8 protein-coding genes are annotated in these 14,994 nt (G+C 68.1%); 7 read left to right on the top strand and 1 reads right to left on the bottom strand.

Features of this window, described 5'->3' with window-relative positions:
• The first annotated feature begins 327 nt into the window (after positions 1 to 327).
• The 7 genes from U0177_RS14560 to U0177_RS14530 all read left to right on the top strand — a co-directional run bounded on the left by U0177_RS14560 (position 328) and on the right by U0177_RS14530 (position 13,646).
• Positions 328 to 2,670 carry a CHASE3 domain-containing protein gene (locus tag U0177_RS14560; protein ID WP_409571367.1) on the top strand — a complete coding sequence of 781 codons (2,343 nt, stop codon included), beginning with the start codon at positions 328 to 330 and terminating at the stop codon, positions 2,668 to 2,670.
• Between the two features lie 23 nt (positions 2,671 to 2,693).
• On the top strand, positions 2,694 to 3,335 hold the full coding sequence (locus U0177_RS14555) for a response regulator (RefSeq protein ID WP_409571366.1): 642 nt from the start codon (positions 2,694 to 2,696) through the stop codon (positions 3,333 to 3,335).
• Positions 3,336 to 3,730: 395 nt separating this feature from the next.
• The gene (locus U0177_RS14550; protein WP_409571365.1) at positions 3,731 to 6,868 is read left to right on the top strand and encodes an efflux RND transporter permease subunit; all 3,138 of its coding nucleotides are present in this window, start codon (positions 3,731 to 3,733) and stop codon (positions 6,866 to 6,868) included.
• A 110-nt stretch (positions 6,869 to 6,978) separates the two neighbouring features.
• Positions 6,979 to 7,425 (top strand): hypothetical protein, encoded by a 447-nt coding sequence (locus tag U0177_RS14545; protein ID WP_409571364.1) that lies wholly within the window; start codon positions 6,979 to 6,981, stop codon positions 7,423 to 7,425.
• Positions 7,426 to 7,445: 20 nt separating this feature from the next.
• On the top strand, positions 7,446 to 10,586 hold the full coding sequence (locus U0177_RS14540; protein ID WP_409571363.1) for an efflux RND transporter permease subunit: 3,141 nt from the start codon (positions 7,446 to 7,448) through the stop codon (positions 10,584 to 10,586).
• Between the two features lie 137 nt (positions 10,587 to 10,723).
• Positions 10,724 to 12,112 (top strand): hypothetical protein, encoded by a 1,389-nt coding sequence (locus tag U0177_RS14535; protein WP_409571362.1) that lies wholly within the window; start codon positions 10,724 to 10,726, stop codon positions 12,110 to 12,112.
• A gap of 88 nt (positions 12,113 to 12,200) precedes the next feature.
• Positions 12,201 to 13,646 carry a hypothetical protein gene (locus U0177_RS14530; protein ID WP_409571361.1) on the top strand — a complete coding sequence of 482 codons (1,446 nt, stop codon included), beginning with the start codon at positions 12,201 to 12,203 and terminating at the stop codon, positions 13,644 to 13,646.
• A gap of 4 nt (positions 13,647 to 13,650) precedes the next feature.
• On the opposite strand, the gene U0177_RS14525 is transcribed toward U0177_RS14530, so the two are convergent.
• Complete coding sequence (locus U0177_RS14525) at positions 13,651 to 14,985, bottom strand: NAD(P)/FAD-dependent oxidoreductase (protein WP_409571360.1); 1,335 nt, start codon at positions 14,983 to 14,985, stop codon at positions 13,651 to 13,653.
• Positions 14,986 to 14,994 lie beyond the last annotated feature (9 nt).

Here is a 14,994-nt window from a genome sequence, read left to right as displayed (position 1 = left end):
TACTTGCAGTAACGCTTTTGCGCTGCTATACTACGTAGTACATTTTACGCCTCAATAAATACTGCGTCTCCATACGCTTGCAGCTACCTGGCGCAGCGCCATTGAACGACCGCGGCGGCTGAATCTGGCCTCGACGTTCGGCCACTGCCGCGGCGAACGCCTACGCGGCGGTAATTTCCTGTCACAGACATTCTGTGAGGCGTAATATCTACTGCATTGGTCGCTTTCGCACGCTTTCGCAATTGCTTCTACCATTACATCTACATTGATGGGCCGGCTTGCGCGCTGCAATGCCGCTGGCTCAGGCGCCTGTAGTGGGGCAGCACCATGAGCGTTTCGTCGCCGACCCGGCGTGGCCTTGCGAAGATCTGGCCGCAGCAAGTATATCAGCTTGTACGCGCCACCGAGCGGTATTTGCAGCTTGGGTTTGTTCTCGCGCTGCTGCTGCTGGTGCTGATGGGCCTGTTGACCTACCAGGCCACCCGCAAGCTGCGCGAAGTCGACGAGCGCGGCTCGCAGGCGGCGGCGGCGCTGGCCAAGATCGAGGCGGTCTCGTCGCTGCTAAACGACGCCGAAGACGTGCAGCGCGGCTACGTGATCACCGGCGACGAGCGCTACCTCGGCTCGTACGATGCCGAGATGCAGACGATCAACCAGGACGTGCGCGACCTGGAGAAGCTGACGGTCGAGTACCCGTCGCAGCAAGAGAAGATCGCCGCGCTCAAGCCGCTGATCGCCACGCGGCTGGGCGAGATTGTGGCGACGATCGACGTGCGCCGCGAGCAAGGCTTTGATCCTGCGCTCAAGATGATCCTTGAGCAGGAGGACAAGCCGGTGATGGACGGTATCGAGGCGCTGTTAAGCGGGCTGCGCGGCGAGCAGGAGCAGCAGCTGTACCAGCGCGCGGCCGAGGCCGACGCGCGCGAGTACGATATTATCGTACGTATCGCGATCGGCTGCATGGTAGCGATCATGCTGGTGACTGGCGCGGGCATCCTGATCGACCGCGACATTCGCGCACGCCAGCAGGCCGAGGCCAACCTGCGCAAATCGCGCGATCAGCTGGCGATTATTCTGCAGGGCGTCGCCGACGGTATCAGCGTGCGCGATGCGAGCGGCGCGCTGATCTACGCCAACGACGCGGCGGCGCTAGCGCTGGGCTACGATTCGGTGGCGGCGCTGCTCGAGGCGCCTGGCACCGACATGCTGCAGAAGCTCGACTTCCTCGACGAGCAGGGCCAGCCGATCGCGGCGGATCTGCCCGAGCGGCTGGCCCTGCGCGGCCAGCAGCACCCCGAGACGATCGTACACTTCCGCGTGCGCGACACCGGCGCGGAGCGCTGGATGGTGGTGAAGGCCACGCCGGCCTTTGATGAGCGCGGGCTGGTGCAGTTCGCGATCAGCATTCTCCACGATATCACCGAGCGGGTGCAGGCCTACCATACGCTCGAGCGGCGCGTCGAGGAGCGCACCCACGAGATCGCCCGCCGGCGCCAGGTGGCCGAGGGCATGCGCGACATCCTGGCGATCTTGAACTCGAACCGGCCGCTCGACGAGATACTGCATACGATTCTGGTGCAGGCCGGCCGGCTGCTTGGCACCGACGCCGGGGTGGTATACCGGCTGAGCGGCCGCGACCCGATGCTGGATCTTGAGTCGGCGAGCGGCCTGGAGCCCGACATGGCCGACGGCATCCCGGCCAGCTGGCGCCCGCTGAGCCAGGCAATCGAAAGCCGGCAGCCCGTTGCGATGAGCGATATTGCTGAGCACGACGACCTAGCCGACGGCGCGCTGGCGCCAGCGCTGCAGGCGCGTATTGCCGCCTTGCGGCAGCACTTCCGGGCGGTGCTGGCGGTGCCGCTGGTGGTGAAGGAAGAAGCCTACGGCGTGATGGCGCTGTTCTACCCGCAGCCGCGCGAATTTTCACGCGACGAGGTTGCGGTGGCGGTGGCATTTAGCGACCAAGCCGCGCTGGCGATCGAAAACGCCCGGCTGCGCATCCAGGCCGAGCGCGTGGCGGTAGCGGCCGAGCGCAGCCGGCTCGCGCGCGACCTCCACGACGCGGTGACGCAGACGCTGTTCTCGACTACGCTTATCGCCGACGTGCTGCCGCGATTGTGGGAGCGTAACGCCGCCGAGGCGCGCCGCCAGCTCGACGAGCTGCGCCAGATGACGCGCGGCGCGCTGGCCGAGATGCGCGCGCTGCTGCTCGAGCTGCGCCCCGCCACCATGGCCGAGATCGACCTGGGCGAGCTGCTGCGGCTGCTGAGCGAGATGATGGGCAGCCGCGCGCGCATCCCGGTGACGCTGACTGTCGAGGGACAGTGCCCAATTCCGCCCGACGTGCGGCTGACGCTGTACCGCATCGCCCAGGAGGCGATGAACAATGTCGCGCGCCACGCCGGTGCCAGCCAGCTGGCGGTATCGCTGCACTGCCAGGCCAGCCAGATCGAAATGCGGATCAGCGACGACGGCCGCGGCTTCGACCCGGCCCGCGTCGCGGGCGACCATCTGGGGCTCGAGATCATGCGCGAGCGCGCCGGCGACATTGGTGCGACGCTGTGTATACAGACGCGCCCTGGCGAGGGCACACAGGTGCTGGTGGTGTGGCCACTGCCGCAGGCGGTGGCCGCGCTGCCCGCAGTGGCGGCTGGCGCGCGGCTGGGGTAGCCCGGCAGTAGGGGGAAGAGCAAATGAGCGAGTATAACCGCGTGCGCGTGCTCGTCGTCGACGATCACGCCGTCGTGCGCAGCGGCCTTTCGGCGTTCCTGCAAGTCTACGACGACCTCGAGCTGGCTGGCGAGGTCGCCAGCGGCCAGGAGGCGATCCGCGCCTGCGAGACGCTGCAGCCCGACGTAGTGCTGATGGACCTGGTGATGCCGGGCATGGACGGCACCAGCGCCACGCGCGCCATCCGCCAGCGCCATGCCGGCACGCAGGTGATCGTGCTCACGAGCTTTTGGGACGAGGAGCTTGTGCGCTCGGTGCTGCAGGCCGGCGCGATCGGCTACATACTCAAAAACGCCACCGCCGAGGAGCTGGCGGCGGCGGTGCGCGCGGCCCATGGCGGCCGGCCCACGTTCGCCCCCGAGGTGGCCAAGACGCTGATCCAGGCGACCGCGCACCCGCCGGATCCGGCCCGCGCGCTCACCAACCGCGAGCGCGAAGTTCTGGCGCTGATGATCGCCGGCCTGAGCAACACCGAGATCGCCGAGCGCCTGATGGTCAGCCGCTCGACGATCAAGTTCTTTGTGAGCAGCATCCTCGCCAAGCTCGAAGTAGCCAGCCGTGTCGAGGCTGTGGCCCTGGCCGTGCAGCGCAACCTGGTCAACTGACCAGGGCGAAATTCTAGCCACCTGGCCGCCTGAAATCTCCCCAGCTGCCCGATGCGGCCGGGGAGATTTTGTTGTAGTATTTTTACTACCGAAGGTAGTTCCTCATAGGCCACGCTCTACCAGCGTTCTGCACGCACTCCACTCACGTCTTCGCATACCGGCTCGATACTCGGCATTCGCCAGGAATAGTGCGATTGTGCCGCATGTGGCGGCGCTGCGGCGCGTGCAGCGTTGGGCGCCGCTGCGGTGTGCTCGGATGCTGCGCGAAGCGCCAAGCTGGAGCGCCATATAGCAATCCTATGCTGCCGCAGGCAACAATCGCGGCGCGGCAGAGAAAGGGGGCAAGCGTTCGGCGCTGCATGTGAGGCTGGCATAGTGACACATGGAGGTCTTCGATGCACAGGATCGTTGGAGCGAGCCTGCGGTTGCGGCTCGTCGTCGTTGCGCTCGCGGCGGGGCTGATCTGCTTCGGCATTGTGCAGATGCGCACCATGCCGGTGGACGTGCTGCCCGAATTCACACCGCCGTACGTCGAGATCCAGACCGAATCGCTCGGCCTTTCCGCCCAGGAAGTCGAGCAGCTGATCACCGTGCCGCTTGAGCAAGATCTGCTGAACGGCCTGCCCTGGCTCCAGACGATCCGCTCGGAGTCGGTGCCGGGGCTTTCGTCGATCGTGCTGCTGTTTCAGCCAGGCACCGACCTGATCCGCGCGCGGCAGATGGTGTCGGAGCGCATGACCCAGGCCGTGGCGCTGCCGCACGTCTCGAAGCCGCCAACCATGCTCCAGCCGCTGTCGTCGAGCAGCCGGGTGCTGATGGTCGGCCTGTCGTCGAAGGATCTCTCGCTGATCCAGATGTCGGTGCTGGCGCGTTGGACGATCGCGCCGCGCCTGATGGGCGTACCCGGCGTGGCCAATGTGGCGATCTGGGGCCAGCGCGACCGGCAGCTGCAGGTGCAGGTAGACCCAAAGCGCCTGCAGGAGAAGAACGTGTCGCTGCTGCAGGTGCTCGAGACCACCGCAAACTCGCTGTGGGTTTCGTCGCTGAGCTTTGTGGAGGCCTCGACGCCCGGCACCGGCGGGTTCATCGACACGGCGAACCAGCGCCTGGGCATCCGCCACATCCTGCCGATTGTGTCGGGCGACAGCCTGGCGCAGGTGCCGATCGAAGAGACCTCGCTGCGGCTGAGCGACGTGGCGAACGTGGTTGAGGATCACCAGCCGCTGATCGGCGACGCGCTGACAAACAATGGTGCCAGCATCATGCTGGTGATCGAAAAGTTCCCCGGCGCCAGCACGTTCGACGTGACGCGCAATATCGAGCAGGCGCTTGAAGATATGCGCCCCGGCCTCGCGGGCATGCAGACCGACTCGAGCGTCTTCCGGCCGGCCGACTTCATCCAGGCGATGCTGGACAACCTGGCGCTGACGCTGCTGATCGGGTTTGTGGCCATGCTGCTGGCGCTGGTGGCGTTCTTCTTTGAGTGGCGCACAGTGCTGATCAGCCTGGTCACCATCCCGCTGGCGGTGGTGGCGGCCGGGCTGGTGCTGTGGATGCGCGGCGCGACGATCAATATCGTTGCGATCCTCGGGCTGGCGGTTGCCGCAGGCGTGCTGATCGACGACGCGATCGTCGATGTTGAGCACGTGGTGCGGCGGCTGCGCGCGGCGCCCGGCGAGCCTGCGGCGGCGGTGATCCGCGCGGCGGTGCTCGAGATGCGCGGCCCGCTGGCCTACGCGCTGCTGATCGCGCTGCTGGCGATCGTGCCGGTGTTCTTTGTCGAGGGCATGCTCGGCACGTTCCTGCAGCCGCTGGCGCTGACCTACCTGCTGGCGGTGGTGGCGGGCATGGCGGTGGCGCTGCTGGTGACGCCGGGGCTGTGCCTGCTGCTGCTGGGCCGCGCGCCGGCTGCGCTGCGCGAGGCCGGGCTGGCCAGCCGCCTGGCGCGCGGCTACGGCCGGCTGCTGAGCCGGCTGCTGAGCGCCCCGCGCGCGGCCTACCTGCTGGCGGCGCTGCTGCTGGTGCTCGGCCTGGTGGCGCTGCCGCTGCTCAGCCCCGCGCTGACGCCGTCGTTCAAAGAGCGCAACCTGCTGATCACGCTGAGCGGCCCGCCGGGCACCTCGCAGCCCGAGATGAGCCGGATCGCCGGCAGGGTGAGCCAGGAGCTGCGCGGCATCGCGGGCGTGAGCAATGTGGGTGCCGAGGTTGGGCGCGCCGTGCAGGGCGACCAGGTGGTGAACGTCAGCTCGGCGCAGGTGTGGGTGAGCATCGACCCGCGCGCCAGCTACGACAGCACCGCCGCGGCCATCCAGTCGGTGATCAGCGGCTACCCCGGCATTCGCCATAGCGTGCGCACCGCGCTGCGCGCCGAGAGCGAAAACCTCGCCGGGCAGGCCAGCAACGCGCTGGTGGTGCGGGTGTATGGCGACACCACCGACCTGCTGCGGCTCCAGGCCGAGAATGTGAAGCAGTCGCTGGCCGGGATCGCCGGCATCGTCGGCACGCGGGTCACCCTGCCGGTGCAGCAGCCAACCCTCGAGATCAATGTCGACCTGGCGGCGGCGCAGCGCTATGGCATCAAGCCCGGCGACGTGCGGCGCACCGCGGCAACCATGCTCTCGGGCCTGCAGGTCGGCAACCTGTTCGAAGAGCAGAAGGTCTTCGACGTAGTGGTGTGGAGCACGCCCGAGACGCGCAACAGCATCAGCAACATCAACGACCTGCAGATCGACACGCCGGGCGGCCAGCGCGTGCGGCTGGGCGACGTAGCAAAGGTGCGGATCGTGCCGGCGCCGAGCATCATTCGCCACGACGCCGTGAAGCGCTACCTCGACGTGGTGGCCGACGTGCGCGGCCGCTCGCTCGGCGCGGTGGCGGCCGAGATCGACAGCCGCATCCGGCAGCTGCAGTTCCCGATGGAGTACCACGCCGAGGTGCTGGGCGACTACGCCGAGCAACAGGCGGCGCAGACGCGGCTGCTGGCCCTGGCCATCGCCGTGGCGATCGGCATCTTCTTCGTGCTGCAGGCGGCCTACGGCAGCTGGCGGCTGGCGCTGCTGTCGTTCCTGACGCTGCCGGCGGCGCTGTCGGGCGGGCTGCTGGCCACGCTCGCGGCCGGCGGCGCGCTGTCGATCGGCGCGCTGGGCGGGCTGCTGGCGGTGTTTGGCCTGGCGGTGCGCGGGCAGATCTTGCTGCTGGGCCGCTACCGCCGGCTGATCGGGCGCGAGGGGCGGCCGTTTGGCGCCGACATGGTGCTCGAGGGCGCGCGCGAGCGGCTGGCGCCGGCGCTGGCCACCGTGGTGGCGCTGGGCCTGGCGCTGCTGGCCACGCTGTTCCTGGGCGACGTGCCGGGCCTCGAGCTTGTGCGGCCGCTGGCGGTGGCGGTGTTGGGCGGGCTGGTTACCACGGCGGCGATCAACTTCTTCGCGCTGCCGGCGCTGTACCTGAGCCTGCGGGTGACATCGGTAGACGAGCTTGAGCTGCCGCCGCTGGCCGGCGTGGCCGAGCAGGAGATCGCCGGCGCGGCACTGTAGCGCGCCAGGCCCTGGCGCCGCCGCCGCGCCGGCAGAGCGCGCGGCGGCGGCGCGAGCCGCTCTGGCAAGGGCGGAGCACACCAACTGCACAGGTTCGATAGGAGAAATACATGAAGCTGAACTATCGCCGGTTGGCCGTGGCGCTGGTGGCTGGCGCGCTGACGCTGGGCGCGTGCGGCCAGGCCCCCGAGGCCGCGACGGACGAACATCACCCGATCACGATCGAGCAGCTCGACGGCAAAGATCCCTCGCGCGCCATCCTGACCGAAGAGGCCGCCAAGCGGCTCGACATACAAACCACCCAGGTCGGCGAGGCGCAGCTCAACGGCGCGCAGCATAAAGTCATCCCGTACTCCTCGCTGATCTACGACACCGATGGCGGGGCGTGGATCTACGTGAACTCCGAGCCGCTGACGTTTGTGCGCCACTCTGTCAGCATCGACGACATCCAGGGCGACAAGGCGTTTATCACCGACGAGCTTCCGGCCGGCAGCGCCGTAGTGACGGTTGGCGCAACCGAGCTGTACGGCGCCGAGTTCGAGTTCGAGGAAGAGTAAGCGCGAGGAGGGCTTCCGCTATGATACGGTGGATCGTTGGAACAAGCCTGAAGCTCCGCTTCGTTGTGCTGGTGATGGCCGCCGCGATGATGTTTTTCGGCATCGCGCAGCTGCCAAACATGCCAATGGACGTATTCCCCGAGTTCGCGCCGCCGCGCGTCGAGATCCAGACGCCCAGCCTCGGCCTCTCGTCGGAAGAGGTCGAGTCGCTGGTGACAGTGCCGCTGGAGCAGGCGTTCAACGGCGTCGAAGGGCTCGACCTGATGCGCTCGAAATCGATCCCCGACCTGTCGTCGATCGAGCTGCTGTTCAAGCCCGGCACCGACGTGCTGCGTGCGCGCCAGCTGGTGCAGGAGCGGCTGCAGACCGTGCTGCCAACCATGCCCACCTGGGCGGCGCCGCCGGTGATGATGCCGCCAGTATCGACCACCGGGCGCGTGGTGAAGATCGGCCTCTCGTCGAAGAACGTGTCGCTGGTCGATATGTCGATGATCGCCTACTGGACGATCCGCGCGCGGCTGCTGCGCGTGCCGGGCGTGGCCAACGTGGCGATCTGGGGCGAGCGCATCAAGATGCCGCAGGTGCAGGCCGACCCGGCGCGCATGGCCGAGCATGGCGTGACGCTCGAAGACGTAAAGCAGACGACCTCGGACGCGCTCGACGCCGGCCTGCTGTACTACTCGACCGGCGCGGTGATCGGCACCGGCGGCATGATCGAGACGCCCAACCAGCGCCTGACGATCCACCCGCTCTCGCCGATCAAGACCTCGGAGGAGCTGGCGGCCATCCCGATCGGCGACCGCAAGAAAAGCGACGGCACGCCGCTGCGCCTGAGCGACGTGGCCGACGTGAAGGATAGCACCTGGCCGCTGATCGGCGACGCGGTGGTGAACGATGGCCCCGGCCTGATGCTGGTGGTCGAGAAGTTCCCGTGGGCCAACACCCTCGACGTGACCCGCGGCGTCGAGCAGGCGCTCGACCAGCTGCGGCCGGGCCTGCCGGGCATCGAGATGGACTCGACGATCTTCCGGCCGGCCGACTTCATCCAGGTGGCGCTCGACAACCTCACGCGCGCGCTGATCCTCGGCTGCGTGCTGGTGATGCTGGTGCTGGGCGCATTTCTGTTCGAGTGGCGCACCGCGCTGATCAGCCTGATCGCCATCCCGCTCTCGCTGCTGGCCGGCGGCGTGGTGCTGTACCTGTACGGCTCGACGATCAACACCATGATCCTGGCCGGCTTTGTGATCGCGATCGGCGTGGTGGTCGACGACGCGATCATCGACGTGGAGAACATCGTGCGGCGGCTGCGCCAGCACCGCCAGGAGGGCAGCGCACGCTCGACCGCCAGCATCATCCTCGAGGCCTCGCTCGAGGTGCGCCAGGCGATCATTCACGCCACGGTGATCGACGCGGTGGTGCTGCTGCCGATCTTCTTCATGGGCGGGCTTTCGGGGGCGTTTTTCCAGCCGCTGGCGGTGGCCTACGGCCTAGCGGTGATGGTGTCGATGCTGGTGGCGCTGACGCTGACCCCGGCGCTGTGCCTGCTGCTGCTGTCGCGCGCGTCGATCGAGCGCCACAACCCGCCGCTGGTGCTGTGGCTCCAGCGGATCTACGAGCCGCTGCTGCAGCGGATCATCCGCCGGCCGCGGCCGGTATTCGTGGCCACCGCGCTGATCATGATCGTCGGCGTGGCGGTGGTGCCGCTGCTGGGCGAGTCGCTGTTCCCCGAGTTCAAGGAGCGCGACTTCCTGATCCACTGGATCACCAAGCCCGGCACTTCGGCGCCCGAGGAGCAGCGGATTGTGACGCAGGTGAGCCGCGAGCTGCGCGAGATCCCCGGCGTGCGCAACTTTGGCTCGCATATTGGCCAGGCGCTGCTGGCCGACGAGCTGAACGGCGTGAACTTCGGCGAGAACTGGATCAGCGTCGACCCGAAGGCCGACTACGACAAGACCGTTTCGGCGATCGAAGAGGTGGTGTACGGCTACCCCGGCCTGTTCCATAATGTCGAAACCTACCTGAACGAGCGCATCGACGAGGTGCTGACGGGCTCGAGCGAGACGTTCGTGGTGCGGATCTACGGCTCCGACCTGCATGGCATCCACGCCAAGGCCGACGAAGTCGAGCAGGCGCTGAAGGGCATCCCCGGCACTGTCGACCTGCACGTGCAGCTGCAGTCGGAGGTGCCGCAGATCCAAGTGCAGGTGAAGCTCGACGAGGCCAAGCGCTATGGCATCAAGCCCGGCGACGTGCGCCGCGCGGCGGCCACGCTGATGTCGGGCGAAGAGGTGGGCGACCTGTTCCGCGACGGCAAGGCCTACGACGTGCAGGTGTGGAGCACGCCCGCCACGCGCAACAGCCTGAGCAGCATCCGCAGCCTGCCGATCGACACGCCCGACGGCAAGCAGGTGCGGCTGGGCGACGTGGCCGACGTGCGGATCGCCCCGGCGCAGAGCGTGATCTACCGCGAGAACGACTCGCGCCGGATCGACGTGAGCGGCAACGTGCGCGGCCGCGACCTGGCCGCGACCATGGCCGAGGTCAACAACCGGCTGCAGAAGGTCTCGTTCCCGCTCGGCTACCACGCCGAGGTGCTGGGCGAATACGCCGAGCGCCAGGCCGCGCAAACCCGCCTGCTGATCTTCGCGGTGGCGGCGGCGCTCGGCGTGCTGCTGATACTGCTGGCGTCGTTCGGCAACCTGCGCCTGGCGGTGCTGGGCTTCCTGACGCTGCCCTCGGCGCTGGTGGGCGGGCTGCTGGCGGCCTACTTCACCGGCGACGTGATCTCGCTCGGGTCGCTGGTGGGCTTCCTGACGGTGTTCGGCATCGCGGCGCGCAACAAGATCATGCTGATCAACCACTACCAGCACCTCGAGCGCCACGAGGGGTTCGAGTTCGGCCCCGAGCTGATCTTGCGCGGCGCCAGCGAGCGGCTCTCGCCCATCCTGATGACCGCGCTGGCGACCGGGCTGGCGCTGGTGCCGCTGGTGCTCGCCGGCGATGTGCCTGGCCACGAGATCGAGTACCCGATGGCGATCGTGATCCTCGGCGGCCTGATCACCTCGACCTTGCTCAACCTGTTTGTGGTGCCGTCGCTGTACCTGCGCTTCGGGAAGCAGCGCAAGGCCGTGCCTGCGCCGGTGCTGGCCCCGGCCAACTAAATCACTGCTCGCCGGGCGCTGCGCGCAGCGCCCGGCGGCTTGAGCCTCGAGCGCCGGTCGGGCGCGCCAGCGCCCAACCGGCCGCGGCCTTTCCCAGAAGGCGGCGACCTACCCAGCACGTTCGAAAGGAGCCTTTGATGTTCAGCGCATCACGCACGCAGTTTGCCCGACTGTGCATCCTCGCTGTGCTCCTGGTGTCTTTGCCGATTGCCGGCACGATCGACGCCAGCGTCAGCCCCGAGCAGCCAGGCGTCCGGCTTGCCGCGACACTTCCCTGCAACCAGCTCACGCCGTTCAACGCCAATAACTTCACTAGCTCGACGACGATCGACAACCAGTTTTTCCCGCTGGTGCCGGGCATGCAGTTCGTCTACGAGGGCCATGTCAACCAGGGCGGCCAGTCGCTTGAGCACCAGGTGATCTTCACCGTCACCGACCTGACCAAGGTGATCAATGGCGTGAACACGGTGGTGCTGTGGGATCGCGACTTCAGCCAGGGCGTGCTTACCGAGGCCGAGCTGGCCTTCCACGCCCAAGATAACGCCAAGAATATCTGGAACCTGGGCGAGTACCCCGAGACATACTCGCAGGGGAAGTTCACCGGCGCGCCCGACACCTGGTTCGCGGGCATTGCCAGCGCGCAGGCCGGCACGATCCTCCCCGGCAATCCGCAGGTTGGCACGCCGATCTTTCTGCAGGGCTACTCGCCGAATATCGGCTTCCTCGACTGCGGGCAGGTCGCGTCGGTGGGCCAGCATGTCTGCACGCTCGGCACCTGCTACGATAACGTGGTGGTTGTCGACGAGAGCAGCCCGCTCGACGGCCCCGCCACGCAGCAGAAGTACTACGCGCCGAGCGTTGGCACGGTGCTGATTGGCGCGATCAACGACCCGGCCGCCGAGATCATGTCGCTGGTGAGCGCGGTGCAGCTTGGGCCATCGGGCTGTGCCTCGGCGCGCGCCGAGGCGCTGAAGCTCGAGCAGCACGCCTACCAGGTGAGCAAGAGCATCTACGGCAAAACCGCGCCCGCGCAGTCGACTGGCCGCTGCGATACGCTGCCGACGCCAACCGCTACGCCAACCGCCTCGCCGACGCCGCCGGTGTCGCCTACGCCGACGGCCAGCGCCACGCCGACCACCACGCCGGGCGGGGCGCCAAATCCGCGCCTGTTCTTGCCGTTTGTCGAGAAGCACCTGCCGGCGGCCGCGCCATTCGACGGCTGCAAAGACGACCCCAACCCCGCCAGCGCGCCGAACTACCCGGTGCGGATCGTGAAGGTAAATAAAGCCACCGAGGTTGTGACGCTGCAGAACGTCAGCGGCACGGTTGTGAGCGTCGAGGACTGGAACATGTGCAGCCTGAACGGCAACCAGGAGCACGACCAGATCTTTGGCACGATCGCGCCAGGCCAGACGCGCGACTTCCCGAACACCGGCGGCAGCCGGATCTGGGATGCAAGCCACCGCGACGACGGCGCGCTCTACGACGCGACCGGCACGCTTGTCAGCTATTGGGTCGATCAGTGAGAGCGATGCGCGCGTGCTCTGGCGCGCCTGTGCGGCAAAGCCCCGCCTGGCGCGCCAGCATATGCACGATGCCAGGAGAAGCGTCCCGATGCTGAAGTTCTTCTACCGACTACTGCTGCTGGCGCTCGCGCTGGTGGCGTTCGCCGGGTGTAGCGCGCAGCAGCCTGCTGCCTCGCGCGCAACTCCGCTGGCTGCGGCGCCTACCGCAGCGCCGCCGACGGCTGCTCCGGCCACCGCAGCGCCGCCGACAGCTGTGCCGCCTACCGCAGCGCCGCCCACCGAGGCGGTGCCGACGGCTGCTCCGGCCACCGCAGCGCCCGCCAGCGGCACAGGCGGCCCGCGCTTTACGCACCCGACCGCGATCAGCAACCCGCTGTACCCGATAGCGCTGACGCGCTACACGATTGCGCTGGGAACCGAGGGCGGCGACCCGTCGCGCACCGAGATCACGCTGCTGCCCGGCACGCGCGTGATCGCGTGGAATGGCCAGCAGACCGAGGTGCGCGTGGTGCAGTTCATGGCCATGGTCGGCGGCCGGCTGGTCGAGGTCGCCTACGACTACTTCGCCCAGGCCGACGACGGCAGCGTGTACTACATGGGCGAAGATGTAACCAACTACCGCGACGGCAAAGTAGCCGACCACGGCGGCTCGTGGCAGGCGGGCAAGGATGGCGCGCCGCCGGCGCTGATCATGCCGGCACGGCCAAGCGTCGGCCAGGTGTTCAACCCCGAGAATCTGCCGGGTGTAGTGTTCGAGACCGACAAAGTGCTAAGCCTGGGCCAGAAGACCACCACGCCAGCCGGGCCGATCGACAACGGCGTGTTTGTCGAAGAGACGCTGATGGACGGCAGCGTCGAGCACAAGATCTACGCCGCGAATTTCGGCATTGTGGAAGAGCAGGCCAGCGACGAGCTTTCGCACCTGGTGCTGTATGCCCCGGCCGGCGCGCCGCCGCGTGCCGTGCCCGACGCGCTATCGACGATCGAGGCTCAGGCCGAAGATATTGCCGATGCTGTGCCCGGCGGCAGCTGGGCCAAGGTGAGCGCCGACGTGGACGCCGCGCGGGCGGCCTGGCAGGGCTACGCGGGCGAGCACGACGGCGTGCCGGCGCCATTCCGCGACGCGCTGGCGGGCGCGCTCGCGCGGCTGCAGAAGGCGGCGGCGGGCAAGCAGCCGCGCGCCACGCTGCAGGCCGCCAACGACCTGAGCGCGGCGGTGGTCGACCTATTCGCGGTATACCAGCCGGCGCTCCCACCCGACCTCGGCTGGCTCGATGTGCTGGGGCGGCAGGTGAAGCTCGACGTGGCCGCGAGCGATTATGCCGCCGCCGCCGACAGCCTGGCGAAAGCCGGCGCGGTGTGGGCGCGGCTGAAGCCGGTGGTGCTGGCGCACGACGGTGCCGGCGTGGCGGCAAAGTTCGACGGGAGCCTCGCAGCGCTGCAGAAGGCGCTCGCGGGCAAGAACAGCGCGGCGCTGGAGCGCGAGGCCGAGCACGCGCTGGCGCTTGTCGATGCGCTGGAGGGGCTGTTCTAGCGCTTCAGAAGCTGTCTGAAAAGGGTGGTTTGGAGGGGCGAAGTCCCTCCAAAATATCCACTTTTTCTGGCGGGCGGCGGCCACATTCGTGGCCGCCGCCCGCCAGAAGGGAATGCGAGGGCATAGCCCTCGCGCACCCCTTTTCAAACAGGCTCTCAGATAATTTGCGGCGGCTCTCGTACGCCGGCCGGTTCTCGAGGATGCGGCTGGCCGCGAAGACCGCAAGGTCGAGCGCGTGCGGCCGGCCCAGGATCAGCTCGGCAGTGTAGCGCCCTACCGCGTGGCACTGCTGGAAGCCGTGCCCCGAGAAGCCGTTCGCCAGGTAGAACCCCGGTAGCTCGGGCCACTCGCCGAGGATCGCGTTGCCGTCGAAGGTATTGACCTCGTACAGGCCGGCCCAGCCGCCGGTGATCTTGAGCCGGTCGAAGCTGGGCATAAGCTCGACAAGCTCGGGCCAGATCAGCTCTTCGAAGCGGCGCCGCTCCCAGCTGAAATCCTCGAGGCCAACCGGGTCGTCGGGGAATGATTTGCCGATCATGAACAGCCCGCCGCCCTCGTGGATGCAGTAGAGCCCCGACGGAAAGAACAGCGCCGGCAGGATGTGGCCGGGCCGCGCCGCCACCTCGACGGTCGTGACCTGGCGTTTCGTGGGGCTCACCGGCAGGCGTACGCCGGCGGTATGCGCGACCCGGCTGGCCCATGGCCCAGCGCTGTTCACCACGGCCGGGGCGCTCAGGCGCTCGCCCGAGGCCAGCGCCACGCCTGCCGCGCGCCCGCCATCGCGCAGCACCTCGGCCACCTCGGCCTGGATGAAGCGCGCGCCCAGCGCGATCGCCTTCTTGCGGTAGGCCTGCAGCACCGCCAGCGGCGACATTGTGCCGTCCTGGCGGCCAAGCGTGCCGCCGACGCAGCCGTCCAGGTTTTCGTAGAGCGGGTAGGCGGCCCGCACCTGCTCGGGGGCCAGCCACTCGACCATGCCGCCAAGGCGCTGCTGCTGCGCCAGGCCATCGCGCGTTTCGTCGTGGCTGGCCTCGTCGATCACGAACAGGTTGCCCTGCTGGCGAAAGCCCGGGTCGGGCCGGTCGCCGTCGACGGCGAATTCGTCGCCGAAGCGCGCCAGCACCTCGAGGCCATACAGCGACATCTGGATGTTCTCTTTGATGTTGAACTGCACGCGCATGTTGCCATCGGATAGCGTGGTGGAAGCGCGGGCGTAGGTCGGGTCCTGCTCGATCAGCGCCACGCGCAGCCGCGCGTCGGCCCGCAGCAGGTGGTAGGCGGTCGCGCTGCCCATCACGCCACCGCCAACCAGGACGACATCGTAGGTGCTGGGTGTCATACGGGGCCT

Origin of the sequence: Kouleothrix sp., assembly GCF_046328425.1 — a bacterium.
GTDB lineage: Bacteria > Chloroflexota > Chloroflexia > Chloroflexales > Roseiflexaceae > Kouleothrix.
This window is presented reverse-complemented; position numbering and strand designations above follow the sequence as displayed.

What these genes read in the sequence shown, in the direction of transcription:
- U0177_RS14560 (WP_409571367.1), top strand. Translation starts at nt 328, where the DNA reads ATGAGCGTTTCGTCGCCGACCCGGCGTGGCCTTGCGAAGATCTGGCCG.
- U0177_RS14550 (WP_409571365.1), top strand. Translation starts at nt 3,731, where the DNA reads ATGCACAGGATCGTTGGAGCGAGCCTGCGGTTGCGGCTCGTCGTCGTT.
- U0177_RS14545 (WP_409571364.1), top strand. Translation starts at nt 6,979, where the DNA reads ATGAAGCTGAACTATCGCCGGTTGGCCGTGGCGCTGGTGGCTGGCGCG.
- U0177_RS14555 (WP_409571366.1), top strand. Translation starts at nt 2,694, where the DNA reads ATGAGCGAGTATAACCGCGTGCGCGTGCTCGTCGTCGACGATCACGCC.
- U0177_RS14525 (WP_409571360.1), bottom strand. Translation starts at nt 14,985, where the DNA reads ATGACACCCAGCACCTACGATGTCGTCCTGGTTGGCGGTGGCGTGATG.
- U0177_RS14530 (WP_409571361.1), top strand. Translation starts at nt 12,201, where the DNA reads ATGCTGAAGTTCTTCTACCGACTACTGCTGCTGGCGCTCGCGCTGGTG.
- U0177_RS14535 (WP_409571362.1), top strand. Translation starts at nt 10,724, where the DNA reads ATGTTCAGCGCATCACGCACGCAGTTTGCCCGACTGTGCATCCTCGCT.
- U0177_RS14540 (WP_409571363.1), top strand. Translation starts at nt 7,446, where the DNA reads ATGATACGGTGGATCGTTGGAACAAGCCTGAAGCTCCGCTTCGTTGTG.